Annotated in this window: 22 protein-coding genes; 13 read left to right on the forward strand and 9 right to left on the reverse strand. The window is 56.8% G+C overall.

What is annotated here, in order from left to right; all coding sequences use genetic code 11:
* Positions 1–6: 6 nt before the first annotated feature.
* The 4 genes from CTZ24_RS04150 to uraH are packed head-to-tail and all read left to right on the forward strand — an operon-like array spanning position 7 to position 3,340.
* Positions 7–1,242, forward strand: coding sequence for a pyridoxal-phosphate-dependent aminotransferase family protein (locus CTZ24_RS04150; RefSeq protein ID WP_021186146.1), 1,236 nt, complete (start codon positions 7–9; stop codon positions 1,240–1,242).
* Positions 1,239–2,498, forward strand: coding sequence for an allantoate amidohydrolase (hpxK, locus tag CTZ24_RS04155; protein WP_208724888.1), 1,260 nt, complete (start codon positions 1,239–1,241; stop codon positions 2,496–2,498). The genes CTZ24_RS04150 and hpxK overlap by 4 nt, the downstream gene beginning before the upstream one ends.
* 15 nt (positions 2,499–2,513) lie before the next feature.
* Positions 2,514–3,008 carry a 2-oxo-4-hydroxy-4-carboxy-5-ureidoimidazoline decarboxylase gene (uraD, locus tag CTZ24_RS04160; protein WP_208724890.1) on the forward strand — a complete coding sequence of 165 codons (495 nt, stop codon included), beginning with the start codon at positions 2,514–2,516 and terminating at the stop codon, positions 3,006–3,008.
* The gene (gene uraH / locus CTZ24_RS04165; RefSeq protein WP_208724892.1) at positions 3,005–3,340 is read left to right on the forward strand and encodes a hydroxyisourate hydrolase; all 336 of its coding nucleotides are present in this window, start codon (positions 3,005–3,007) and stop codon (positions 3,338–3,340) included. The genes uraD and uraH overlap by 4 nt, the downstream gene beginning before the upstream one ends.
* Positions 3,341–3,515: 175 nt before the next feature.
* Here uraH and CTZ24_RS04170 read toward each other — a convergent pair whose 3' ends face one another.
* Entirely contained in the window at positions 3,516–4,283 is a 768-nt protein-coding gene (locus CTZ24_RS04170; RefSeq protein WP_208724894.1) for an amidohydrolase, read from the reverse strand.
* The gene (locus tag CTZ24_RS04175) at positions 4,271–5,431 is read right to left on the reverse strand and encodes a pyridoxal phosphate-dependent aminotransferase (protein ID WP_208724895.1); all 1,161 of its coding nucleotides are present in this window, start codon (positions 5,429–5,431) and stop codon (positions 4,271–4,273) included. The genes CTZ24_RS04170 and CTZ24_RS04175 overlap by 13 nt, the downstream gene beginning before the upstream one ends.
* Positions 5,432–5,562: 131 nt before the next feature.
* Between CTZ24_RS04175 and CTZ24_RS04180 the strand changes: the two genes are divergently transcribed.
* Genes CTZ24_RS04180 through CTZ24_RS04190 form a run of 3 tightly spaced genes read left to right on the forward strand, consistent with a single transcriptional unit; the run spans position 5,563 to position 7,401 of the window.
* Positions 5,563–6,177, forward strand: a complete 615-nt coding sequence (locus tag CTZ24_RS04180) for a methylthioribulose 1-phosphate dehydratase (RefSeq protein WP_208724896.1) — start codon at positions 5,563–5,565, stop codon at positions 6,175–6,177.
* Complete coding sequence (mtnC, locus tag CTZ24_RS04185) at positions 6,174–6,857, forward strand: acireductone synthase (protein ID WP_021186155.1); 684 nt, start codon at positions 6,174–6,176, stop codon at positions 6,855–6,857. The genes CTZ24_RS04180 and mtnC overlap by 4 nt, the downstream gene beginning before the upstream one ends.
* A gap of 1 nt (position 6,858) precedes the next feature.
* Complete coding sequence (locus CTZ24_RS04190; RefSeq protein ID WP_208724897.1) at positions 6,859–7,401, forward strand: 1,2-dihydroxy-3-keto-5-methylthiopentene dioxygenase; 543 nt, start codon at positions 6,859–6,861, stop codon at positions 7,399–7,401.
* Between the two features lie 150 nt (positions 7,402–7,551).
* Here CTZ24_RS04190 and mtnA read toward each other — a convergent pair whose 3' ends face one another.
* Positions 7,552–8,574 carry an S-methyl-5-thioribose-1-phosphate isomerase gene (gene mtnA, locus CTZ24_RS04195; RefSeq protein ID WP_208724898.1) on the reverse strand — a complete coding sequence of 341 codons (1,023 nt, stop codon included), beginning with the start codon at positions 8,572–8,574 and terminating at the stop codon, positions 7,552–7,554.
* 105 nt (positions 8,575–8,679) lie between these two features.
* Between mtnA and mtnK the strand changes: the two genes are divergently transcribed.
* Complete coding sequence (gene mtnK, locus CTZ24_RS04200) at positions 8,680–9,879, forward strand: S-methyl-5-thioribose kinase (RefSeq protein ID WP_021186158.1); 1,200 nt, start codon at positions 8,680–8,682, stop codon at positions 9,877–9,879.
* A 62-nt stretch (positions 9,880–9,941) separates the two neighbouring features.
* On the opposite strand, the gene fadE is transcribed toward mtnK, so the two are convergent.
* Positions 9,942–12,386, reverse strand: a complete 2,445-nt coding sequence (fadE, locus tag CTZ24_RS04205) for an acyl-CoA dehydrogenase FadE (RefSeq protein WP_208724899.1) — start codon at positions 12,384–12,386, stop codon at positions 9,942–9,944.
* Positions 12,387–12,629: 243 nt separating this feature from the next.
* Between fadE and lpcA the strand changes: the two genes are divergently transcribed.
* Complete coding sequence (gene lpcA / locus CTZ24_RS04210) at positions 12,630–13,208, forward strand: D-sedoheptulose 7-phosphate isomerase (RefSeq protein ID WP_013508007.1); 579 nt, start codon at positions 12,630–12,632, stop codon at positions 13,206–13,208.
* A gap of 52 nt (positions 13,209–13,260) precedes the next feature.
* Positions 13,261–14,028 carry a class II glutamine amidotransferase gene (locus CTZ24_RS04215; protein WP_021186160.1) on the forward strand — a complete coding sequence of 256 codons (768 nt, stop codon included), beginning with the start codon at positions 13,261–13,263 and terminating at the stop codon, positions 14,026–14,028.
* Here CTZ24_RS04215 and dpaA read toward each other — a convergent pair.
* Positions 13,999–14,745, reverse strand: coding sequence for a peptidoglycan meso-diaminopimelic acid protein amidase (gene dpaA / locus CTZ24_RS04220; RefSeq protein ID WP_021186161.1), 747 nt, complete (start codon positions 14,743–14,745; stop codon positions 13,999–14,001). The genes CTZ24_RS04215 and dpaA overlap by 30 nt on opposite strands.
* A gap of 243 nt (positions 14,746–14,988) precedes the next feature.
* Here dpaA and dinB point away from each other — a divergent pair, with 243 nt between their 5' ends.
* Positions 14,989–16,044 carry a DNA polymerase IV gene (gene dinB / locus CTZ24_RS04225; RefSeq protein WP_208724900.1) on the forward strand — a complete coding sequence of 352 codons (1,056 nt, stop codon included), beginning with the start codon at positions 14,989–14,991 and terminating at the stop codon, positions 16,042–16,044.
* Positions 16,045–16,525: 481 nt separating this feature from the next.
* On the opposite strand, the gene CTZ24_RS04230 is transcribed toward dinB, so the two are convergent.
* The 4 genes from CTZ24_RS04230 to pepD all read right to left on the reverse strand — a co-directional run bounded on the left by CTZ24_RS04230 (position 16,526) and on the right by pepD (position 21,845).
* Positions 16,526–17,596, reverse strand: a complete 1,071-nt coding sequence (locus CTZ24_RS04230; RefSeq protein ID WP_021186164.1) for a sugar ABC transporter substrate-binding protein — start codon at positions 17,594–17,596, stop codon at positions 16,526–16,528.
* 27 nt (positions 17,597–17,623) lie between these two features.
* Positions 17,624–18,622 (reverse strand): ABC transporter permease, encoded by a 999-nt coding sequence (locus CTZ24_RS04235; protein ID WP_021186165.1) that lies wholly within the window; start codon positions 18,620–18,622, stop codon positions 17,624–17,626.
* Positions 18,619–20,124, reverse strand: a complete 1,506-nt coding sequence (locus CTZ24_RS04240; RefSeq protein ID WP_244634021.1) for a sugar ABC transporter ATP-binding protein — start codon at positions 20,122–20,124, stop codon at positions 18,619–18,621. The genes CTZ24_RS04235 and CTZ24_RS04240 overlap by 4 nt, the downstream gene beginning before the upstream one ends.
* A 260-nt stretch (positions 20,125–20,384) precedes the next feature.
* The gene (gene pepD / locus CTZ24_RS04245; RefSeq protein ID WP_021186167.1) at positions 20,385–21,845 is read right to left on the reverse strand and encodes a beta-Ala-His dipeptidase; all 1,461 of its coding nucleotides are present in this window, start codon (positions 21,843–21,845) and stop codon (positions 20,385–20,387) included.
* Positions 21,846–22,099: 254 nt separating this feature from the next.
* Here pepD and gpt point away from each other — a divergent pair, with 254 nt between their 5' ends.
* Together gpt and frsA are read left to right on the forward strand one after the other, a co-directional pair.
* Complete coding sequence (gene gpt / locus CTZ24_RS04250; protein ID WP_021186168.1) at positions 22,100–22,558, forward strand: xanthine phosphoribosyltransferase; 459 nt, start codon at positions 22,100–22,102, stop codon at positions 22,556–22,558.
* A gap of 118 nt (positions 22,559–22,676) precedes the next feature.
* Positions 22,677–23,924 carry an esterase FrsA gene (frsA, locus tag CTZ24_RS04255; protein ID WP_021186169.1) on the forward strand — a complete coding sequence of 416 codons (1,248 nt, stop codon included), beginning with the start codon at positions 22,677–22,679 and terminating at the stop codon, positions 23,922–23,924.
* Positions 23,925–23,956: the final 32 nt, after the last annotated feature.

Here is a 23,956-nt window from a genome sequence, read left to right on the forward strand (position 1 = left end):
TTCATCATGGACATCACGCAATTTCCGCAAATCAATCCGCCGCAGCGTCTGCTGATGGGTCCGGGACCGATCAACGCCGATCCGCGCGTGCTGCGCGCCATGTCGACGCAACTGATTGGTCAATACGATCCGGCGATGACGAATTACATGAATGAGGTGATGGCGCTGTATCGTGGCGTATTCCGCACCGAAAACCGCTGGACGATGTTGATCGACGGTACCTCACGCGCCGGGATCGAAGCGGTCCTGCTGTCAGCGATCCGTCCGGGTGACAAAGTGTTGGTGCCGGTGTTTGGTCGTTTTGGTCATTTGCTGTGTGAAATCGCGCGTCGCTGCCGTGCGGAAGTGCACACCATTGAAGTGCCGTGGGGCGAGGTGTTCACACCGGATCAGATCGAAGATGCCATCAAACGTATCAAGCCGCGTCTGCTGCTGACGGTGCAGGGCGACACCTCCACTACCATGCTGCAACCGCTGGCCGAGCTGGGGGCGATTTGTCAGAAATATGGCGTGCTGTTCTACACCGATGCCACCGCCTCATTGGGGGGGAACGCGCTGGAGACTGACGCCTGGGGGCTGGATGCGGTGTCTGCCGGGATGCAGAAATGCCTTGGCGGTCCATCCGGTACCTCGCCGATCACCCTCAGCCCGCAGATGGAAGCGGTGATCCGCAAGCGTAAATGCGTGGAAGAGGGCATCCGCACCGCCGAGCATCAGGACGGCGACGACGAGATGATCTACTCCAACTACTTCGACCTCGGCATGATCATGGATTACTGGGGACCGGAGCGTCTTAATCACCATACCGAAGCCACTACCGCGTTGTTTGGCGCACGCGAGTGCGCGCGCCTGATTATGCAGGAAGGTCTGGATAACGGAATCGCCCGTCATAAGTTGCACGGCGATGCGCTGCTGAAAGGCATTCAGGGGATGGGACTGGAAACCTTCGGCGACCTGCAACATAAAATGAATAACGTGCTTGGCGTGGTGATCCCGCAGGGCGTTAACGGCGATCAGGTGCGTAAGCTGGTGCTGGAAGATTTCGGTATCGAGATTGGCACCTCCTTTGGCCCCCTGCACGGCAAAGTGTGGCGTATCGGCACTATGGGCTATAACGCGCGCAAAGATTGCGTGATGCAAACCCTGACGGCGCTGGAAGCGGTGCTGAATCATCTCGGCTTCCGTTCCACCCAAGGTGCGGCGCTCCAGGCGGCCTGGGATCACTACGGGAGCCACGCATGAGTGAAAGCCTGATGACCGCCAGCGAGGCGCAGTTAGCCGCCGCCCGTGTCATGGCGCGTTGCGATGCGCTGGCTGAGATCAGCGAAACCGACGATGGCCTGATGCGTGTCTACCTCTCGCCAGAGCAGATGCGTGCCAATCAGCGTGTCGGCGAGTGGATGCAGGCGGCAGGAATGACGGTGTGGCAGGATGCGGTGGGTAACATTTGTGGCCGCTACGAATCCGCCACCCCAGGCGCACCGGCGTTGCTGCTCGGTTCACATCTCGACACCGTACGTAATGCCGGGCGCTATGACGGTATGCTCGGTGTGCTGACGGCCATTGAAACCGTGCAGTGGCTGCACGATCACCAACAGCGTCTGCCGCTGGCGGTGGAAATCGTTGGCTTTGGCGATGAAGAGGGCACGCGTTTTGGTATCACGCTGCTCGGCAGCCGGGGCATTACCGGAAGCTGGCCGGAAAGCTGGATTACCCATCCTGATGGCAACGGTATCACCGTGGCTCAGGCGATGCAGGATGTCGGTTTAGATGCGGCAAAAATTCTTGACGCCGCGCGTGATGTGAACGATATCGCCGCCTATCTGGAGCTGCATATCGAGCAAGGCCCATGTCTGGAGCAGGACGATCTGGCGCTCGGCGTAGTGACCGCCATCAACGGCGCACGCCGCCTGAACTGCCGCTTTACCGGCGAGGCGGGGCACGCGGGTACGGTGCCGATGACGCACCGTAAAGATGCGTTGGCCGCTGCCGCCGAGTGGATGGTGTTTATTGAGCAGACCACCCGCGAGCTGGACCCGCAGTTGGTGGCGACGGTCGGGACGCTGCACTGCGCGCCCGGCGCGGTGAATGTGATCCCCGGCGAAGTACAACTGTCGCTGGATGTGCGTGGCCCACAGGATGAACCGCTGGAACGTTTGCTGTCGATGCTGCTGACTCAGGCCGAGGCCATCGCCTTACGCCGTGGGCTGACGTTTGACGCCGATGAGTTTTATCGCATCAACGCCACTGCCTGTGATGCGCGTCTGCAACAGGCGCTGAGTCATGCGGTCGAAACGGTGCAGGGGCGCAGCCTGTCTCTGCCCAGCGGGGCAGGGCATGATGCGATTGCCATCGCGGAACGCTGGCCGGTCGGCATGTTGTTTGTGCGCAACCATCGCGGTATCAGCCATCATCCGGCAGAGTCGGTGCAGGCTGCGGATGTGGCGTTCGGCGTGCAGGCTTATGTGCAGGCGGTGTGCGACCTGGCCCGTGGATAAAAAAGGAGTGGTGGCATGAAGCTGGAAAACTTTAATCAGTTGTCGCCCGCGGAGGCGCAGGCGGCGATTGCCCATTGTGTCGCCATTCCTGCCTGGCAACAGGCGCTGGTGGCAGCGCGTCCATTCAGCAACCCACAACAGTTGCTGGCTGAGGCGGAGCGTCTGGCGCAGCAGTGGCAGGGTGCGGAGCTGGAGCAGGCGCTGAGTGCACATCCTCGCATCGGGGAAAAAGCCGCTGGCGAAGACAAAGAAGCCACGTTTTCGCGCAGTGAGCAATCGGCGATGCTGGATGCCAACGGCGCGTTACAATTTGCCATGCTGGCGGGTAATCAGCGTTATGAACAGCGCTTTGGCCGGGTGTTTTTGATTCGTGCCAAAGGGCGTAGCGGTGAAGAGATGCTGGCAGAACTGCAACGTCGGCTTAACAATGATGTCGTGACCGAACAGCAAGAAGCGCTGACGCAACTGCGGGAAATTACCTTATTAAGGTTAAAGGAGAGCATCGCATGAGTACCATCACCACGCATATTCTGGACACCGCGCTGGGTAAACCGGCGATTGGGGTGGCGGTCGCGCTGGAGCAGGACAGCCCGGAGGGATGGTTGCTGCTGGCACAGGGCCACACCGATGCTGACGGGCGAATTAAAGACCTGACACCGGAGCCGTTAGCACCGGGGCATTATCGTCTGGTTGCCGAGATTGGTGATTATTTTGCAGCAACAGGGCGTGACGCGTTATACGTCAGTGCCCAGATCGATTTTGTGCTGGGTGAAACCGGCAGCCATTATCATCTGCCGTTTCTGATTTCGCCCTGGTCGTGGTCGACTTATCGCGGTAGTTGAGTGCGGTCTGTTACCCTCACCCCGGCCCTCTCCCATGAGGGAGAGGGAGATGTGCAATATGCCAGATTGACTCGATCAGTTCCCTCTCCCATGAGGGAGAGGGAGACGTGCCATATGCCAGATTGACTCGATCAGTTCCCTCTCCCGCTGGCGGGAGAGGGTTAGGGTGAGGGTATTACAACGTAAACTGATCCGCATCGCGCCACGCCGGGAAGCGATCGCGATACGCCTGCAACTCCTCCAGCGACAATTCCGCATCAATACGCGCACGGGCAAACGGCTCGGCCGCCGCCAGAATCTCACCCAGTGGTGAAATAATCCGGCTGTCGCCGCTGTACTGATGTTGATTGCCATCGCTGCCGACGCGGTTGCAACCCGCCACATAAGCCTGGTTCTCAATCGCCCTTGCCATCAGCAGTGACTGCCAGTGCAGTGCACGCGGTGCTGGCCAGTTGGCGACGAATAACGCCAGATCATAATCATTACGGTTGCGGGTAAACACCGGGAAGCGCAGGTCATAACAAATCTGCGGCAGAATACGCCAGCCGCGCCAGGTGAATACCTCACGGGTTTCACCGGCAACATAATGCTGATGTTCATTTGCCATGCGGAACAGGTGACGCTTGTCATATTGATGCAGCGTGCCATCCGGCTCAACCAGCAGGAAACGGTTAACCGTGCCTTTTTCGGTCTGAATCGCGGCACTGCCGCCAATCAACGCATTGCTGGCTTTGGCGTGCTGATGCAACCATGCGACGACCTCTTCCTGCGGTAGCGAGCTTTCTGCCGCTTCCATCGCAAAGCCGGTGGTAAACATCTCCGGCAGCAGAATCAGATCGCGTCCTTCAATTCCCTTCAGTACGCCGTCGAAATGACGCAGATTGGCCGCGCCATCCATCCAGCTCAGGGTTTCCTGCAATACGGTAATTTTTAAAGCTGACATAAACGCTCCGCTGCGGCGTCGAGCGTCGCTTCCTGTTTAGCAAAGCACAGGCGGATCAGCTTATGCGGGAACGGATCGGCGCAAAATACCGACAGCGGAATGGCCGCTACGCCAACTTCTTTGGTCAGCCACTGGCAGAAGCTGACGTCATCCAGATCGGAAATCGCGCTGTAATCCGCCAGCAGGAAGTAGGTGCCTTCACATGGCAGCACTTCAAAGCGGCTTTTCGCCAGCGCCTGCACCAGACGATCGCGACGGGCGCGGTAAAATTCCGGCAGCTCACGATAATGTTCTGGCTCGGCACGTAGCATATCGGCAATCGCCAGTTGCGCCGGGGTATTCACCGAAAAGGTGAGATACTGATGCACTTTGCGGATCTCGGCGCTGATGGCGGCCGGTGCTACGCAGTAACCCACTTTCCAGCCGGTCATATGGAAGGTTTTACCAAAAGATGACACGGCAATTGCCCGCTGACGCAGTTCGGCATGGGCCAGCACGCTGGCGTGTCCCTCTTCGGCGAAGCAGATGTGCTCGTAAACTTCATCGCTCAGGACATAGATTTCCTGCTCGGCGATCGCCTGCCACAGCGCAGCGTAATCGCTTTTGCGCCATACGGTGGCGGAAGGATTGTGCGGCGTATTCAGGATCACCAGACGGGTTTTAGCACTCAGCAGGCTGCGGAATTCAGCCCAGTCGACGCGGAAACCCGGTGGCTGCAAGGCGATGCGTTTCAGCACGCCACCAGCCAGTTGTACCGCCGGGGCATAGCTGTCGTAGCTGGGATCGAAACAGATCACTTCATCGCCCGGGCGCACCAACGCGGTGATGGCGGCATATAAGGCTTCGGTGGCACCGGCGGTGACGGTAATATCGCTGTTGACGTCTGGCTGGTGGCCATACAACTCAGCGGTTTTGGCGGCGATGGCTTCGCGCAGCGGCAGCGCACCGGTCATCGGGGCGTACTGGTTTGCTCCCTGGCTGACGTGATACGCCAGGCGCTCCTGTAAGTAACGTGGACCATCAAAATCAGGGAAGCCCTGAGACAGGTTGATAGCGTTATATTGCTGCGCCAGCGCGCTCATTTGGGTAAAAATGGTGGTGCCGAGCGCCGGTAATTTGCTCTCGGGAATCAGGTTGTGCTGCGTCATTGATCTTTGCCTTCAGCGCGAATGTCGTTGCGGAGTTAACCCTCTGTTGCTGCCACTATAAACAGGATGTTAATATTTGGCAATCGAGACGCTTAGACGTCCAAACTAACCTGCGGGATATCAACATCGCTATGACCGATTTTCTTCCACTGGAACAGTTGGTGGCGGCCTGCCACTGGATTGGCGCAAAAGGCTGGGCACCGGCCACTGGCGGCAACATGTCGGTGCGTCAGGATGACGAATACTGCCTGCTGAGCGCATCAGGCAAGGATAAAGGGCGTCTGACGCGCGATGACTTTATTCAGGTAGAGATCGCCACTAACGCGGTACCCTCCGGGCGTAAGCCGTCGGCGGAAACCGGCCTGCATACCTTAATCTATCGCCTGTTTCCGCAAGCAGGCGCGGTGTTGCATACCCATACGGTGAACTCGACGGTACTGTCGCGCGTGGAAAAGGGCAGCGCGTTGCTGCTGAGTGGTTATGAGATGCAGAAAACCCTCGCCGGTCAGGAGACTCACCTTAACACTGTCGCGATTCCCCTGTTCGATAACGACCAGGATATTGATGCGCTGGCGGAACGTATCGCGGCTTTTTCCCGTGAGACGCCGCTGCGTTACGGCTTTTTGCTCCGCGGCCACGGTCTGACCTGCTGGGGCAAAGACGTCAATGAAGCCCGCCGTCATCTGGAAGGGCTGGAATTTTTGTTTGAATGTGAACTACAACGTCGGCTGCTGGAGGCCAGATGATTCGCGCAATTGTTACCGATATTGAAGGCACCACCAGCGATATTCGCTTTGTCCACAACGTGCTGTTCCCCTATGCCCGCCAGCATCTGACGGCGTTTGTTCGTGAACATCAGGACGACGCGCCAGTGGCGGCGGCGCTTGCGGCGGTACGTGAGGAGTCCGGCGCAGCGCAAGCTTCGCTGGACGAGGTGATTGCTACCCTGCTGAGCTACATCGATCAGGATCGCAAATCACCCGGCCTGAAAGCGTTGCAGGGCATGATCTGGCGAGATGGCTATGTCAGTGGCCAGTTTACCGGCCATCTCTACCCGGATGTGTTACCCGCATTTGAACGCTGGCAACAGCAGGGCAAGGCGCTGTACGTATATTCCTCCGGTTCCGTGGCGGCGCAGAAATTATTATTTGGCTACAGCGATGAAGGTGATTTAACGTCGTTGTTTAGCGGCTATTTTGACACTGGCGTCGGTGCCAAGCGCGAAACCCAGTCCTATCGCAATATTGCGCAGCAGATTGGTTATGCGCCGTCGGAACTGTTGTTCCTGTCCGATATTCATCAGGAACTGGATGCCGCTGCCGAAGCGGGCTGGCATACCCTGCAATTAATTCGCGGCGAGGCGGATAGCGAAAGCCGTCATCGTCAGGTAAATGATTTTTCCCAGATTAACCCGGAGTCGATTTAGGATGAGTGCACTGACCATTTTTACCGATACCGAAGCCAGCCAGCCGGTGTGGCACAGTACCGATGCAGAAGCGATTCGCGAGCGTCTCAACGCCAAAGGCGTGCGTTTTGAACGCTGGGAAGCAGATCGCGATCTGGGTGCCACCCCGGATTCTGACACGGTGATCAAAGCTTATCAGCATGCGATCGATCGTCTGGTGGCCGAAAAAGGTTATCAGAGCTGGGATGTGTTGAGCATGCGTGCCGACAACCCGCAGAAAGAAGCGCTGCGCAGCAAGTTTCTCAATGAACATACCCACAGCGAAGATGAAGTTCGCTTCTTTGTTGAAGGTTCAGGTCTGTTCTGCCTGCATCTGGATGGTCAGGTGTACCAGATCCTGTGTGAAAAACAGGATCTGATTTCAGTGCCGGCTGGCACGCCGCATTGGTTTGATATGGGTTCTGAGCCGCACTTTACCGCCATCCGTATTTTCGACAACCAGGAAGGCTGGATTGCGAACTTCACTGGCGACAGCATTGCGGATGCTTATCCGCGTCTGGCTTGATTTGGCGCGAGTTATGACCCTCACCCTAACCCTCTCCCGCCAGCGGGAGAGGGGACTGATCGAGTCAATCTGGCATATGGCACATCTCCCTCTCCCTCATGGGAGAGGGCCGGGGTGAGGGTAACAGACCGCATCTCCCCTCACCGCACCTCACCTAACCTGAAAAATCCCCTCTTTAACCTGCTCAGGCGTCACCACGCCGGTATCCAGCACCCAACCACTGATTAACGCCGCGGGCGTGACATCAAACGCCGGGTTGTAAACGGCAGCGTTCTCTGGTGCCCACTGCACGCTGCCAAAACTGCCTGCTACGCCGGTGACTTCGCTGGCGGCGCGTTGTTCAATCGGAATGGCGTCGCCATTCGGGCACAGGCGGTCCAGCGTGGTATGCGGTGCCGCTACATAGAACGGTACGCCGTGGTACTGCGCCAGCACCGCCAGGCTGTAGGTGCCTATTTTATTCGCCACATCGCCATTGGCCGCAATGCGATCCGCACCAAACCAAATGGCATCAACCACGCCGCGCGCCATCAGGCTGGCAGCCATTGAATCGGTGATCAGATGGTAAGGAATCCCCAACTCACCCAATTCCCATGCGGTCAGGCGGCCCCCCTGCAATAACGGACGGGTTTCATCCACCCAAACATTTTTCACCTTACCCTGCTGGTGCGCATGAGCAATCACCCCCAGCGCGGTGCCCACGCCTGCGGTCGCCAGGCCTCCGGTGTTGCAGTGGGTCAGCAACTGGCTGCCTGGCTTCACTAACGCGCTACCTGCCCGGGCAATGTTGTCGCACAGCTGTTTATCTTCCTCTACCAGGCGCAGTGCCTCGTGGGTCAGCGCGCTGACAAAATCCGGGTGTGCCAGCGCCACTTTCATACGATCGAGGTTGTTCATCAGATTCACCGCCGTCGGACGCGCCGCACGCAGTACCTCCAGCGCTTCAGCCAGTGCCGCCTGCGCCATGCCCTGTTCCGCCAGTAACGCCAGCAGCAGGCTGGCGGAAAGGCCGATTAACGGTGCGCCACGCACCCGCAATGCGTGGATATGATCAACCAGTTGTACGACATCGTGTGCAGGCAACCAATTTTTCTGCTGGGGCAGCGCCTGCTGGTCGAGGATCCAGAGCTGGTTATCGCGAATTTCCAGGCTGGTAGTGCGAAGTGTTTGCATGGTGTGAAATCCCTGTTGCGTTAATGGCGGCTATTGTGCCAACATGCGTGACGGATGTATAGACGTCTGAACGGCTTATTACTTACGATTCACGAGGAACAGGCAATGTCGCAATACCGTACGTTCACCGCTGCCGATGCTGTGGAATATGCAAAACAATTTGGCGGTGTGGACGATCCGTCAGCGCTGGTGAGCGCCGAGGAGATCGGTGATGGAAATCTTAACCTGGTATTTAAGATTTACGACAACCAGGGCGTCAGCCGTGTGGTGGTTAAGCAGGCGCTGCCTTATGTGCGCTGCGTCGGTGAATCCTGGCCGTTAACCCTGGATCGTGCCCGTCTGGAAGCGCAGACGTTGGTAGAACACTACAAACATTGCCCGCAGCATACCGTGCACGTAACCCATTACGATGCCGATCTGGCGGTGATGGTGATGGAAGATCTCTCCAGCCATCGCATCTGGCGTGGTGAGCTGGTGAAAGGCGCATATTATCCGCAGGCGGCCAGCCAATTGGGCGAATACCTGGCGCAGACCCTATTCCATACCTCCGATTTCATTCTGCATCCGCATAAGAAAAAAGCCGAAGTTGCGCGCTTTATCAACCCGGAGATGTGTGAAATCACTGAAGATCTGTTCTTCAACGACCCCTATATCGACCATGAACGCAACAAATATCCGGCAGCGCTGCAATCGCTGGTGGAAAGCCTGCGCAGCGATGATGCGCTGAGAATTGCGGTGGCTGGTCTGAAGCACCGTTTCTTTGCCGATGCGGAAGCCTTGTTACACGGCGATATTCACAGCGGATCAATCTTTGTGGCGGATGGCAGCCTGAAAGCGATTGATGCGGAATTTGGCTACTTCGGTCCGATTGGTTTTGATGTTGGCACCGCGCTGGGGAACCTGCTGATTAACTACTGCTGCCTGCCGGGTCTGCTGGCCCCGCGTGAAGCGGCGGAAGCGCGCGAACGTCGCCTGAGCGATGTTCATCAGGTCTGGAGCATTTTCGAGAGCCGTTTCCTCGAGCTGGCTGCCGCCAAAACCTCCGACGTGGCGCTGGCATATCCGGGTTATGCCGCAGCCTTCCTGCGTAAAGTCTGGAGCGATACCATCGGTTACTGCGGCACCGAGCTGATTCGCCGTACCGTAGGGATGTCGCATGTGGCGGATTTCAAACTGATTGGCGATGATGCGATGCGTACCGAGTGCATCCGCAGCTGCATCACCCTGGGACGCACGTTGATTCTGGCGGCTAACCATATTGATGATGTTGATGGATTGATTGCCCGGATTCGTCAGGCGGGATAAATCGTTCAGCAAGCGCGATAAATCGCGCCGCTACGACTTCGTGCGGCGCGTTTCGTCATCGTTTATGCCGCTTCACTGGCGCGGGTGGGCGCTTTGCTTTGCGGTTTGGGTACCGCCAGCGCTTCCGGTGCAAACTCATCAACGTTGATCGCACGCAAGCGACTGACTTCGGCACGGGTCAGGACCTGGGCTTCTGTCTCATCAATCCAACCCTCTTTCAGGCCACGCTGGGCCAGTTGATCCAGACGGGTGAAGGAGAGATTTTTCTTCAGCTGTTTGCACAGGCGATCGTGAATCACTTCAGCCGCCATCACATCCTGCAACGCTTGTTCCAGTTGTCCAGCCGGGTTATGTGCGCTCGGTGTCAGATATTGACCACGTCCCAGACGGGTGCGAGTGGCTGACGGCAGTTGCAACAACTTCGCCAGCTTGTGGTCGAGCTTATCAGACGGCGCCGGGCAGTGATGCCCACCAGCAAAGATCACCATACGTAGCGCGCCAGCCACCAGGCGATGCGGGAAGTTGCGCAGCAGGTCATCAATCGCCACTTCGGCTTGATGCAGCGCATCCTGTACGCCCCAGTGCACCAGCGGCAAATCGGCTTCATTGCGTCCTTCATCTTCATAGCGTTTCAGCGTGGCTGATGCCAGATAGAGTTGGCTCAGCACATCGCCAAGGCGCGCGGAGATGCGTTCACGGCGTTTCAGGCTGCCGCCCAGCACTGCCATCGAGACGTCCGACAGCAGGGCAAGGTTGGCGCTCAGACGGTTAATCTGCTGATAATAATGGCGTGTGGCGTCACGGGTTGGGGTGGCGCTGGTACGACCGCCGGTCAGACCAAGCCACAGGCTACGCACTTTATTGCTGCCGACATGGCCGATATGGCTGAACAATGCACGGTCAAACGCGACCAAATCATTTTTCGCCGCCGCATTCATCTCTTCCAGCACCCACGGATGGCAACGAATCGCACCCTGGCCGAAGATAATCATGCTACGCGTCAGGATATTGGCGCCTTCGACGGTGATCGCAATCGGGGCACCCTGGTATGCGCGGGCAAGGAAGTTGTTCTCGCCGAGCATAATGCCTTTGCCACCGGCGATATCCATCGCATCGATAATCGATTGTTGGCCGCGATGGGTGCAGTGATATTTGACAATCGCCGACAGCACCGCTGGCTTCTCGCCGAGCATAATGCCGCTGGTGATAAGGATTGCCGCCGCATCCATCACATAGGCGTTACCGGCAATGCGTGCCAGCGGTTCTTCAATCCCTTCCATCTTGCCGATGGAGACTTTGAACTGGCGGCGGATGTGCGCGTAGGCACCGGTCGCCAGTGCGATGGTTTTCAGGCTGCCTGTGGAGTTGGAGGGCAGGGTGATACCACGACCAACGGACAGGCATTCCACCAGCATACGCCAGCCCTGACCGGCCATTGCCGGGCCGCCAATAATGTAATCAATCGGCACAAAGATATCTTTGCCGCGCGTCGGACCGTTCTGGAAGGGCACGTTCAGCGGGAAGTGGCGGTTACCAATTTCCACGCCTGGGGTGTGGGTCGGGATCAGCGCGCAGGTAATCCCCAACTCTTCCGTCTCGCCCAGCAGATGATCCGGGTCGGACAGTTTAAACGCCAGACCAAGCACGGTGGCGATCGGTGCCAGCGTGATATAGCGTTTGTTCCAGGTGAGGCGCATGCCAAGTACCTGCTTACCCTGCCACTCACCCATGCACACCACGCCGGTATCGGGAATGGCCCCGGCATCGGAGCCGGCTTCCGGGCTGGTCAGAGCAAAGCATGGGATCTCGTCGCCACGCGCCAGGCGCGGCAGATAGTGATCCTTCTGCTCATCGGTGCCGTAATGCTGTAGCAGTTCACCGGGGCCGAGGGAGTTCGGTACGCCAACGGTGATCGCCAGAATGCCTGAGACTCCAGCCAGTTTTTGCAGTACGCGCGCCTGGGCGTAAGCTGAGAACTCAAGTCCGCCGTATTCTTTCTTGATGATCATGGCGAAGAAACGATGTTCTTTCAGATAGGCCCACAGCTCTGGCGGCAGATCAGCCATTTCGTGGGTGATCTGGAAATCGTTCGCCATACGACAGGCTTCTTCCACCGGGCCATCCAGGAAGGTTTGTTCTTCTTCCGTCAATCGCGGCTGCGGATAGTTGTGCAGTTTCTGCCAATCCGGTTTGCCACGAAACAAATCACCTTCCCACCAGGTGGTACCCGCATCAATCGCTTCTTTTTCCGTACGCGACATCGGCGGCATCACTTTCTGGAAGCTATGTAACATCGGTTTGGAAAACATGCTGCGACGCATGGTCGGCAGGTTAAACGGCAGCAGGATGATCGCGAGAGGCAGCAGCAACCAGGGTGTCCACAGCCCGCTAAACGCCAGCGCAGCGGTCCACAACAGCAGAATGGCACTGCTCAGCCGCAGAGAAAGTTGATGATAGAAGAGGGCGCTAATCAATATCAGCGTCGCAACGATTGAGGCAACCAGCATAATGAACCGCTCCGTAAGTTGTAAGAGGTCTGACCTGTTATGTGTTAAGGTTTAGAGCAGCCGCGAAAATTTATCAATCTGTTTACAACGCAATTACAACCAAACTCACAAAATCATCCTGGCAGATTGATCTGACACATAACCCGACGCTTTTTCCCGCCAGACGTCAGGTCTGGATGCTTTGCGCCTTAACGCCATTCCGTTAAACTTGCGGAGTCAATCTTTCCTCTAAAGGACATCCCTATGTATCAGGACATTATCCGGTCAGAGCTTAATGAAGCCGCCGATACGCTGAATAACTTCCTCAGCAATGAAGCCAATATCCACGCGATTCAGCGCGCCGCAGTGATGCTGGCGGATAGCTTCAAAGCGGGCGGCAAAGTTCTCTCCTGCGGTAACGGCGGCTCGCATTGCGATGCCATGCACTTCGCTGAAGAACTGACCGGGCGTTACCGTGAAAACCGTCCTGGCTATCCGGCCATCGCTATCTCTGATGTCAGCCACCTGTCGTGCGTCAGCAATGATTTTGGTTACGATTACGTGTTTTCTCGCTATATCGAAGCGGTGGGCCGTGCGGGGGACGTGCTGCTGGGTATTTCCACCTCTGGCAACTCCGCCAACATCATCAAAGCGGTGGAAGCCGCACGCGCGCAGGGCATGAAAGTGATCACCCTGACCGGTAAAGACGGTGGCAAGATGGCAGGAACGGCGGATATCGAAATCCGTGTGCCGCATTTTGGCTACGCTGACCGCATCCAGGAGATTCACATTAAAGTGATCCATATTCTGATGCTGCTGATTGAAAAAGAGATGGTGAAGTAAGTCGTGGCTTCTCCTCCCACGTCAGTGGGAGGATTTTACTAAGGCGGTAGCTATGTGCGAATTGCTCGGGATGAGCGCCAATGTCCCCACGGATATCTGTTTCAGTTTTACCGGTCTGGTACAGCGTGGCGGCGGAACCGGGCCGCACAAAGATGGCTGGGGCATTACCTTTTACGAAGATAAAGGGTGCCGCACCTTTAAAGATCCGCTGCCGAGCTTTAACTCGCCGATTGCCCGTCTGGTACAGGAATACCCGATCAAGTCACATTCGGTGGTGGCCCATATCCGCCAGGCGAATCGTGGCGAAGTGTCGCTGGAAAACACCCATCCCTTTACTCGCGAGCTGTGGGGCCGTAACTGGACCTATGCGCACAACGGCCAGCTGAAAGGGTATCGTCAGCTTGATACCGGCCATTTCCGTCCGGTTGGCGAGACGGACAGTGAAAAAGCGTTTTGCTGGATCCTGCACAAACTCACCACGCGTTATCCGCGTACGCCGGGTAACTGGCCTGCGGTGTTCCGTTATATCGCCGAGCTGGCGGCGGAACTGCGGCAGAAAGGGGTGTTTAATATGCTGTTGTCGGACGGACGTTATCTGATGGCGTTCTGTTCCACCAATCTGTTTTGGATCACCCGCCGTGCGCCCTTTGGTAAAGCGAAGTTGCTTGATCAGGATGTGGAAATTGATTTTCAGCAGCAGACCACGCCGCAGGATGTGGTGACGGTGATTGCAACGCAACCGCTAACGGGAAATGAAACCTGGCACCGGATAGTGCCAGGTGAATGGGTATTATTTTGCCTGGGAGAGCGCCAGGAATGATTTTGATGCAGCGTCTGGCGCGGTCATCACCGCCGGACTGCTGTTCACCGCATACTGGCCGGTGGCGGTCACGTTGACCGTCGGCGGCTGATGGTACTTCTCAAAGTACGCATAGCCCGGCTGCAACTGACGCCAGAAGCTGGCGTAAGTGGAGTAGCGATGACGCTGCATATTGCTGTCGGTCATACGGAACGGGAAGATGCTCAGGGCGATCTCTTGCTGGCCGTTACGCAGCGCCGCGTTCACATAGGTATAAATCTCGTCCATGTAGGCGTTGGTCATGGCATAGCAGCCAATTGACTTACAGTCGCCGTGAATCATCAGATATTTGCCGCTGTAACCATTATCACGGTCAAATTGATTCGGGAAGCCGGTATTGATGGCGCGATAATAGTGGCTATCCGGTTTTAACTGATTCAGCTTGACGCTATAAAATCCTTCCGGACTTTTAAAATCGCCCTCACGGCGTTTGGGTCCCAAGCCGCCAGAGAAATTACAAATGCGGTAGCTATCCAGCAGACGATATTCATTACCGATCTTGCCGTACAGTTCCAGCGTGCGTTCTTCCTTGAAGATCTGAATATAAACCGGCGTGCCAAGTAATTGTTTTTTTAGTTCTTTACTGACCGGAGCCTGTGGGTTAACTGGCTCTGGCGTCATTGCCCAGCTAAGGACCGGCATAACAATCATCGCAAGGAATAATGCGATTCTGCCCATTCTGTGTGTACCTTGAAGTGAAGAAAAACTCTGACGCATAACGTCTCTGTATTGCATTATCGGAAATATCCGCTACCGCAGCGCAACATTAACATTGTCTGGCGTTTAATCAAGCCGGTGGCTGAGAAAATAGCCATTTCTCAATGGGATTACGGCCATAAATTTGTAAACTTTAATGCTGGCAGCGACAAATATTGCTGATATCTTTCGATGCTGTATACTTATCCAGTATTCGGAGGGGGTATGCGTAAGATCATTCATGTCGATATGGACTGCTTCTTCGCGGCAGTTGAAATGCGCGACGATCCCTCTTTGCGTGATATCCCCATCGCCATTGGCGGCAGCCGGGTACAGCGTGGCGTCATCAGTACCGCCAACTATCCGGCACGCGAGTATGGCGTCCGTAGCGCGATGCCTACCGCGATGGCGTTAAAGCTCTGCCCACATCTGCGTCTGCTGCCCGGACGTTTCGAAGCCTACAAAGAAGCCTCGCGCCAGATCCGCACGATCTTTGCCCGGTATACTTCCCTGATTGAGCCGCTTTCGCTGGATGAAGCTTACCTTGATGTGACCGACAGTCCACATTGTCAGGGATCTGCCACTTTGATGGCGCAGGCGATCCGCGCCGACATCTGGCGGGAAACGCAGCTCACCGCATCAGCAGGTATCGCGCCAATTAAGTTTCTCGCCAAAATCGCGTCGGATTTGAACAAGCCCAACGGCCAGTTCGTCATTACGCCGCAGGCGATGCCGGATTTTTTGCTGACGCTGCCGCTGAGCAAAATTCCGGGTGTTGGCAAAGTGTCGGCGAAAAAACTGGAGGAGATGGGGCTTCTGACCTGTGGCGATGTGCAGCAAACCGACCTGGCGCGTCTGCTCAAACGCTTCGGCAAATTTGGCCGGGTGTTGTGGGAGCGCAGCCACGGCGTTGATGAGCGTGGCGTGGTGGTGGAGCGGGAACGCAAATCTCTCGGCGTTGAACGCACCCTGATGGAAGATATTCATCGCTGGGAGCAGTGCCTGGAGATTATTGATTATCTGTACGAGGAGCTGGAGCGTCGTTTGACGCGAATTCGCCCGGATAAACTGATCGCTCGTCAGGGGGTGAAGCTGAAGTTTAATGATTTCCAGCTGACGACCCAGGAGCATATCTGGCCGGTGCTGAATAAAGAGGACATGATCGCCGTGGCGCGCAAAACCTGGGATGAACGCCGTGCCGGACGGGGCGTCAGGCTGGTGGGATTGCATGTCACGCTGGTGAATCCACAGTTGGAAAGGCAGTTGTTGCTGGGGTTGTAGTGAGGTGCGGGCTGATACCCTCACCCCGGCCCTCTCCCATGAGGGAGAGGGAGATATGCCACAGGCTCGATCGGCTCCCATGAGGGAGAGGGAGATGTGCCATAGGCTCGATCGGTTCCCATGAGGGAGAGGGAGATGTGCCACAGGCTCGATCGGTTCCCATGAGGGAGAGGGAGATGTGCCACAGGCTCGATCGGTTCCCATGAGGGAGATGTGCCACAGGCTCGATCGGTCCCCATGAGGGAGAGGGAGATGTGCCACAGGCTCGATCGGCTCCCATGAGGGAGAGGGAGATGTGCCACAGGCTCGATCGGTTCCCATGAGGGAGAGGGAGATGTGCCACAGGCTCGATCGGCTCTCATGAGGGAGAGGGAGATGTGCCACAGGCTCGATCGGCTCCCATGAGGGAGAGGGAGGTGTGCCACAGGCTCGATCGGTCCCCTCTCCCGCTTGCGGGAGAGGGTTAGGGTGAGGGCAAAAATTATTTCTTGCCGTACTTCGCTTCCAGCGTGGCGAACCACGGAGCGACGAAATCGCTGTTTTCGCCCCAGCCCGGAATAATTTTGTTCAGCGACGCCACATTCACTGCACCTTGCTGGCTGTTCAGCTGCTGCTGCGAAATTGCCGACGCTTTAAACTCGTAGCTGGCAGGGGTGGCTTCACCGGCGATTTTATTCGCCACCAGGCGCATATTCACCGCACCGATGGTTTTTGGATCAACCGCTACCGTCTGCACCCACGGGCTGTTCTTCTCGTGCATCAGTTGCAGGTCCTGGTTGGAGACATCAATACTATAAAGCTTGATCTCGGTACGACCATTCTCCTGCAACGCCTTGTAAGCCCCCTGGCTGAAGGCATCCCACGAACCCCAGATGGCATCAATCTTCCCTTTCGGGTACTTGGCCAGAATCGCGCCAATTTTGTTGGCGGTGTCGCCCTGAACGTCAGAAGAAACGGCACCAATCGACTCCAGCTGATGAATGCCTGGATTCTCTTTCAGCAGTTTTTCATACACCACCTGGCGGCGATCCATCGCCGGGAAGCCACCGACCCACAGCTTGACGATATTCGCTTTGCCGTTGAAATCTTTGATCATCTGGCCGAGTGACTCTTGCGCCAGTGACGCATCATTTTGCGCCGTCACCGTCACACCGTTCACCGGGGTATCCACCGGAGTATCAAACACCGACAGTTTAATTCCGGCATCAGCGATACGCTTCACCAGCGCGGTGGAGTAGGGTTCTTTACCGTGAGACAGGATGATGCCGTCATACTTCTGGCTGATGGCCTGGCTGACGAAATCCTGGAAGCGAGCGTCATCACCGTTGCTCAGAAAGGTGCTGACTTTAAAGCCCAACTGGCGGCCCTGCTGAATCGCACCGGCGACAAACTGGGTGGTGTTATCGTCAGAACCGAGGTTACGAATAATTGCGATACGCACCGGTCCCTGATGATTAGCGATGGCGGCAGGTACCGGCACCACGGTGTCGGCAAAGGCGGCGCTGGCATTCAGCAGGCTTACGGCCAGCAGCGAAAGGGTGATTTTTTTCATGTTGTTCTCTTTCTCAAGGGAAGCGCCTTAGCGGCGCTGGATATAGGTAATCGCCAGGGCCAGAGCCAGCACCAGGCCTTTAATAATGTCCATCGCGTAGTAAGGCACGGAAAGCATCACCAGCCCGTTTTGCAGCACGCCGAGGATCACCGCACCCACCAGGGTGCCGAGCGCGTTAGGTTTGCCGGAACCGGCCAGCGAGAAGCCAATCCACGCCGCCGCCACCGCATCCATCAGATAGCCGCCACCGGCATTCACCTGTGACGAGCCAATACGCGATGCCAGCAAGATGCCGCCCAGACCCGCCAGCAGTGAGGCGATCACATAAGCCAGCACGCGATAGCGGGTGGTGCGAATGCCGGAGAGACGCGCCGCTTCCGGGTTGCCGCCAAGGGCATACATACGGCGGCCATGTTTGGTCAGCGACAACGCCAGTTGGGCGACCACGGTCACCACCAGCATAATAATGACGATGGTTGGTACCTGGCCGAGCAGGTTAAAACCTGCCGGAATGGCCCCTTCCGCCATGTCGCCATTTGGCATCACCATGTTCTCGGTAATCGAGCCGCCAAAGCTGTAGGTCATTGCCACGCCCTGAATCACGAACAGGGTGGCAAGGGTCGCCAGCATGTCGGGAATGCGCAGCACCACAATCAGGAAGCTGTTAAACAGGCCCACAAGGGTGCACAGCAGCAGGGTGATAATGATCGCCTCGGTAGTGCCAAAGCCGTACCAGACGAACAGCGAAATCACCAGCGCGTTTGCTAACGACGCGGTGGAGCCAACCGACAAGTCAAAGCCGCCGATGGTCAGCGAGATTGACACGCCAATCGCAATCACCGTCACAATGGCGATCGAGCGAAGAATGTTGATGATATTGGTGGGTTCAAGGAAGCTGTCTGACGCGAGGCCAAAGGCAGCGATCAGGATCACCACCGTCAGCAACATGCCCCATTTATAGAGAAAATCAAACAGTTGATGGCGCAGAGAAGGCTGCGGGTTCAGGATTATTTCTTTGCTGCTCACGCAGGGGTTCCTCCGGTGGAATAAAGCAAAAGCGTCTCTTCTGTGGCCTCACGTCCCTCCATTTCTGCCACAATGCGCCCATCCCAGAGCACACAAATACGGTCACACAGGCCCACCAGTTCGGAAAACTCGCCCGAAGCGTAGATGATGCCTTTGCCTTCCCGCGCTAAACCGTCGATCAGGCTGAACAGATCGGTTTTCGCCTTGATATCGACACCCTTAGTCGGTTCATCAAAAATCAGCACGTCAGCGTTATTGCGCAGCCATTTGCCGATCGCCACTTTCTGCTGGTTACCGCCGGACAGGCGGCGCAGCGTCTGCGCCGGACCAGTGGTACGCACGTTGAGGCGGTTAATCACCTCTTCCGCCCAGCGCCAGGCCTGGCGATGACCAAACAGGCTCCAGCGGGAGAAACTGTTATCGGCGCTGATGCTCAGGTTCATCGCCACCGACTCATCAATAAAGATGCCTTCTTTACGCCGTTCTTCCGGCACCAGCGCCATGCGATTTTCTACCGAATCGTGCGGGGAACGCGGCTGCCACGGCTTACCATGTAACTCGCCTTTGCTGACGCGGCTTTTGCTGGCACCAAATAATGCTTTGCACAGCTCGGTTTTCCCGGCACCGGCCAGACCGGCGATCCCCAGGATCTCCCCTTTATGCAGACGCAGCGAGATATCCTGCAACAACTGGTCGTCGTGCAGACCTTCCACCGACAGCAACAGCGGTTGCGACTGACGTTCACGACGTGGCGGGTAGACATCGGTCAGCTGGTGGCCGAGCATCTTCTCGACGATTTGTTCACCGCTGAGTGCGGCCATCGGTGCGGTTTCGATTAACCGTCCGTCACGCAGCACCGTCAGTTGGTCGCAAATCGCTTTCAGTTCATGGATACGGTGGGAAATAAACACCACGCCAATGCCGTTGCCCTGTAAACGGCGTACCACGTTAAACAGACGCTCGCTTTCATGCTGGTCAAGCGGCGCGGTGGGTTCATCCAGAATCAGGAAGCGGCAGTGGTGGGAGAGGGCGCGTGCCAGCAAAATCTGCTGCTTCTCCGCCAGCGAGCAGCGTTCCACCAGGCGTTTGACATCAATGTTCACTTCCAACTGCTCCAGCAGCGCACGCGCCTGGCGACGGATCTCGCCCCAGCGATAGCCGTGGCCGGGTTCTGCCAGATGATCAAGCAGGATGTTTTCCGCCACGCTGAGCTGTGGCACCAGCGCCACATCCACTTCCTGCTGGACCAGATGAATACCCAGTTTTTTAGCATCGCGCGGTGAGCGAATGGTGACGGGAGCACCGTCGAGCAGGATCTCGCCGTGATAATGGCTGTGGGCACCGGCCAGCACCGCCATCAGTGTTGATTTCCCCGCGCCATTCGCGCCGGTCAGCGCATGCACCGAGCCACCGTCGGTGGTGAAATCCACCTCGGTCAGCGCGGCAAAACCGCCAAAAGCGATGGAGATATTACGCATCTCCAGGCGGTTAATCGCACTCATGGACAGGGCCTTTAATAAAGAGAATTGGGCGCATTTTTTCCTGAACATCCAGGCTCGGCAACAAACGAAAGCGCATAAGCTAGCACAAAATCTTATTAGCCATCCAGACATCTGGGCGTAACGGCGGCTAAAACTGGCTGTAACCAAAGCCACTGGTGAAAGAGGGAGGTGATGTGAGGGATTTGTAGCGAATTATGCTGGGGTTGTTAACAGGCATAAAAAAACCAGGCCGGAGCCTGGTTAGTCACTTTACGAAATAGTTACACTTTTTCTGGCACAACGTTCAGCAATGAGGTCAGCAGCTGCCAGTACAAACCGACGCTGGCGATGTGAACCTGCTCATCCGGGGAGTGCGGGCCAGTGATGGTCGGCCCGATGGAGACCATATCCATATTCGGATACGGTTTCTTGAACAGACCACACTCCAGACCGGCGTGGATCACCTGGATGTTCGGCGTTTTGCTAAACAGCGCTTCGTAGGTTTTACGCGTCAGCGCCATGATCGGCGAATCGGCATCCGGCTGCCAGCCTGGGTAACCGCCTTTCGGTGCGGTTTTAGCACCCGCCAGCTCACCCAGCGAGGTCAGCACTTCTACCACGTAGTCTTTACCGGTATCGATCAGCGAACGGATCAGACAGATGATTTCTGCGTTGTCCTGGTCCATCGTCACCACGCCGACGTTAAGCGAGGTTTCCACCACGCCTTTCGCCACGTCTGAATTGCGGATCACACCGTTCGGGGTGGTGTTCAGCAGGTTCAGGAAGCGATCACGGCTGTCGGCAGTCAGCGCCTGGCCCTGATGCGCCAACGGCTCGCTCAGCAACGCGATGTTCTTCTCTTTAATACCCAGCTCGTTTTGCAGCGTCGCCTGGAAATGCGCCGCCGCCGATTTCAGCGCATCGACTTTGTGGCTGTCGATCGCCAGGGTCGCGAAGGCTTCACGCGGGATGGCGTTACGCAGCGTACCGCCGGTGAACTCAATCAGACGCACATCAAGGGCGCGCGCATGGGCGGCGAGGAAGCGCGCCAGCAGCTTGTTGGCATTGCCCAGACCGAGGTGGATATCTGCGCCGGAGTGGCCGCCTTTCAGGCCTTTCAGCGTCAGCTTCAGGGTTTCATAACCGGCAGGCACTGCCTCACGGCTCAACGGGAGGGTGGTGATAAAATCGATACCGCCCGCGCAACCCATGTAGATCTCACCTTCTTCTTCTGAGTCGGTGTTGATCAGGATATCGGCCTGCAACCAGTTTGGTTGTAAACCAAACGCGCCATCCATACCGGATTCTTCCGTCATGGTCAGCAGCACTTCAATCGGGCCGTGTGTCAGGCTGTTGTCAGCCAGCACTGCCAGCGCCGAGGCCATACCGATGCCGTTATCGGCACCCAGCGTGGTGCCGCGCGCTTTCACCCATTCGCCATCGATATACGGCTGAATGGGATCTTTGGTGAAGTCGTGCACCGTGTCATTGTTTTTCTGCGGCACCATGTCGAGATGCGCCTGCAAGGCGACCGGCGTGCGTTTTTCCATGCCTTTGGTGGCGGGTTTACGAATCAGGATGTTTCCGACCTGATCGCGTTCAACCCAAAATCCTTGCTCTTTGGCCCAGCCGACGATGTATTCGGCCAGCGCTTCTTCATGATAAGACGGGTGTGGAATGGAGCAGATTTTGGCGAAAATATCCCACAGCGGCTGGGGGGAAAGTTGAGACAATTCAGACACAACGCGTCTCCTGTGTCAGCGTGGCGGACAGGCCGCTCGCACGCGGGGTTCCAGTGAAAGATCGCCGTCAGCTCATCTGACGTGATGGGGCTGAGAATATCACTGTTTCTGGCCGGGTGCGTAATCAGGCGCGTTAAAAACCCGCAACCGATGTGCAGATGCTGGTTTTTAATGCGACAGATCCTTATAATCTCGCGCAACCCATTCCCCCTTGCACATTTTTAAGCCAACTTCAATTGGCCGGGACTCCTTTTATGAGCGAAAAATACGTCGTCACCTGGGACATGTTGCAGATTCATGCCCGTAAACTGGCCCAGCGCCTGCTTCCTGTGGAACAGTGGAAAGGCATCATCGCGGTAAGCCGTGGTGGTCTGGTGCCGGCATCATTGCTGGCGCGTGAACTGGGTATTCGCTACGTCGATACCGTGTGCATCTCCAGCTACGATCACGACCATCAGCGTGAGATGACCGTGCTGAAGCGCGCAGAAGGTGATGGTGAAGGCTTCGTGGTGATTGACGATCTGGTGGATACCGGTGGCACCGCGCAGGCAATCCGCGATATGTACCCGAAAGCACGTTTCGTCACCATCTTTGCGAAACCGGCAGGCCGTGCGCTGGTGGATGATTACATCGTCGATATCCCGCAGAACACTTGGATCGAACAGCCGTGGGACATGGGTGTGGTGTACATTCCCCCCATCGTCAAAAGCTGATTGATGTAACGCAAACAACGCCCGGTTTCGCCGGGCGTTGTGCTTTCTGTCTCTCGCACCGACAGTGCGGGTGCAGTAAACTGATCCTCGCCGTGACCGTCGCAGGAGAGAGTTTACGATGCCGAGCAAAAACCTCAGCGAAGAGCTATTCAAACCGCGTTTCAAACACCCTGAAACATCCGCCCTGGTGCGACGTGAGCACCATAGCCCAATCCAGGTACATAACACGCTGGAAGGGGATACCCAGCATTGCTGGTATCGCATGCTGAACAAACTGCTGTGGACCTGGCGTGGACTGACGCCGCAGGAGATCAGCGAAGTGTTGGCGCGTATCGCCATCAGCAATGTTGAACACACCAGCGATGAATTGCTGGATACGGTGATTGGCTACCGCAGCGGCAACTGGAATTTTGAGTGGTCGAAGCAGGCGGCGGTGTGGCAGCAGGAAGCGATGCAGGATGAAAACCCTGAACAGGCAGGTCAGGAGTGGTTGCACGCGGCCAATCTCTACAGCCTGGCAGCCTATCCCTATATTAAAGGTGACGAGCTGGCCGATCAGGCGCAGGTGCTCGCCAACCGGGCTTACGAAGAAGCCACCCAGCGCCTTTCGGGCGAGTTAAAAGCCCTGACCTTCTCCATCAGCGGCGGCAGCCCGGTGACCGGCTTTCTGCATATGCCTGCGCAGGCCAAAGCGCCTTATCCGACGGTGATGCTGTGCGGCGGGCTGGATTCGCTGCAAATCGACCATTATCGTCTGTTCCACGATTACCTCGCTCCACGCGGTATCGCGATGCTGACGCTGGATATGCCGTCGGTGGGGCTGAGCAGCAAATGGACGCTGAATCAGGACACCAGCCAGTTACATCAGCAGGTGCTGCGTGAACTGAACAACATCCCGTGGATTGATCACACGCGTGTGGGGTTATTTGGCTACCGTTTTGGTGCCAACGTCGCAACGCGACTGGCTTATCTCGAAGTGCCGCGTTTGCGTGCGGTCGCCACGCTGGGTGCGATGGTGCATGGCGTGTTTGTCGATGCGCAGCGTCAGGATCAGCTGCCGGATATGTATATGGATATGCTGGCGAGTCGCCTCGGTATGTCATCCACCCCGGACAGCAATCTGCGTACGGAACTGAATCGCTACTCGCTGAAAGTCCAGGGGTTGTTGGGACGCCGTACGCCGATCCCGATGTTGGCGGCTTACTGGAACAACGATCTGTTCTGTCCTGAAGAGGATGCGCGGATGATTGCCAGCTCCTCGGCACAGGGGAAAACGCTGATGATTCCAACCGCACCGGTCTTCAGTAGCTTCGACAAAGCGCTAAATCAGATTTGCGACTGGCTGGCAAAGCAGTTAAAAGACTAAGTAGCAATCGTTACACGGTCCGTTAATCGAAA

Origin of the sequence: Pantoea phytobeneficialis (genome assembly GCF_009728735.1) — a bacterium.
Taxonomy (GTDB): Bacteria; Pseudomonadota; Gammaproteobacteria; order Enterobacterales; family Enterobacteriaceae; genus Pantoea; species Pantoea phytobeneficialis.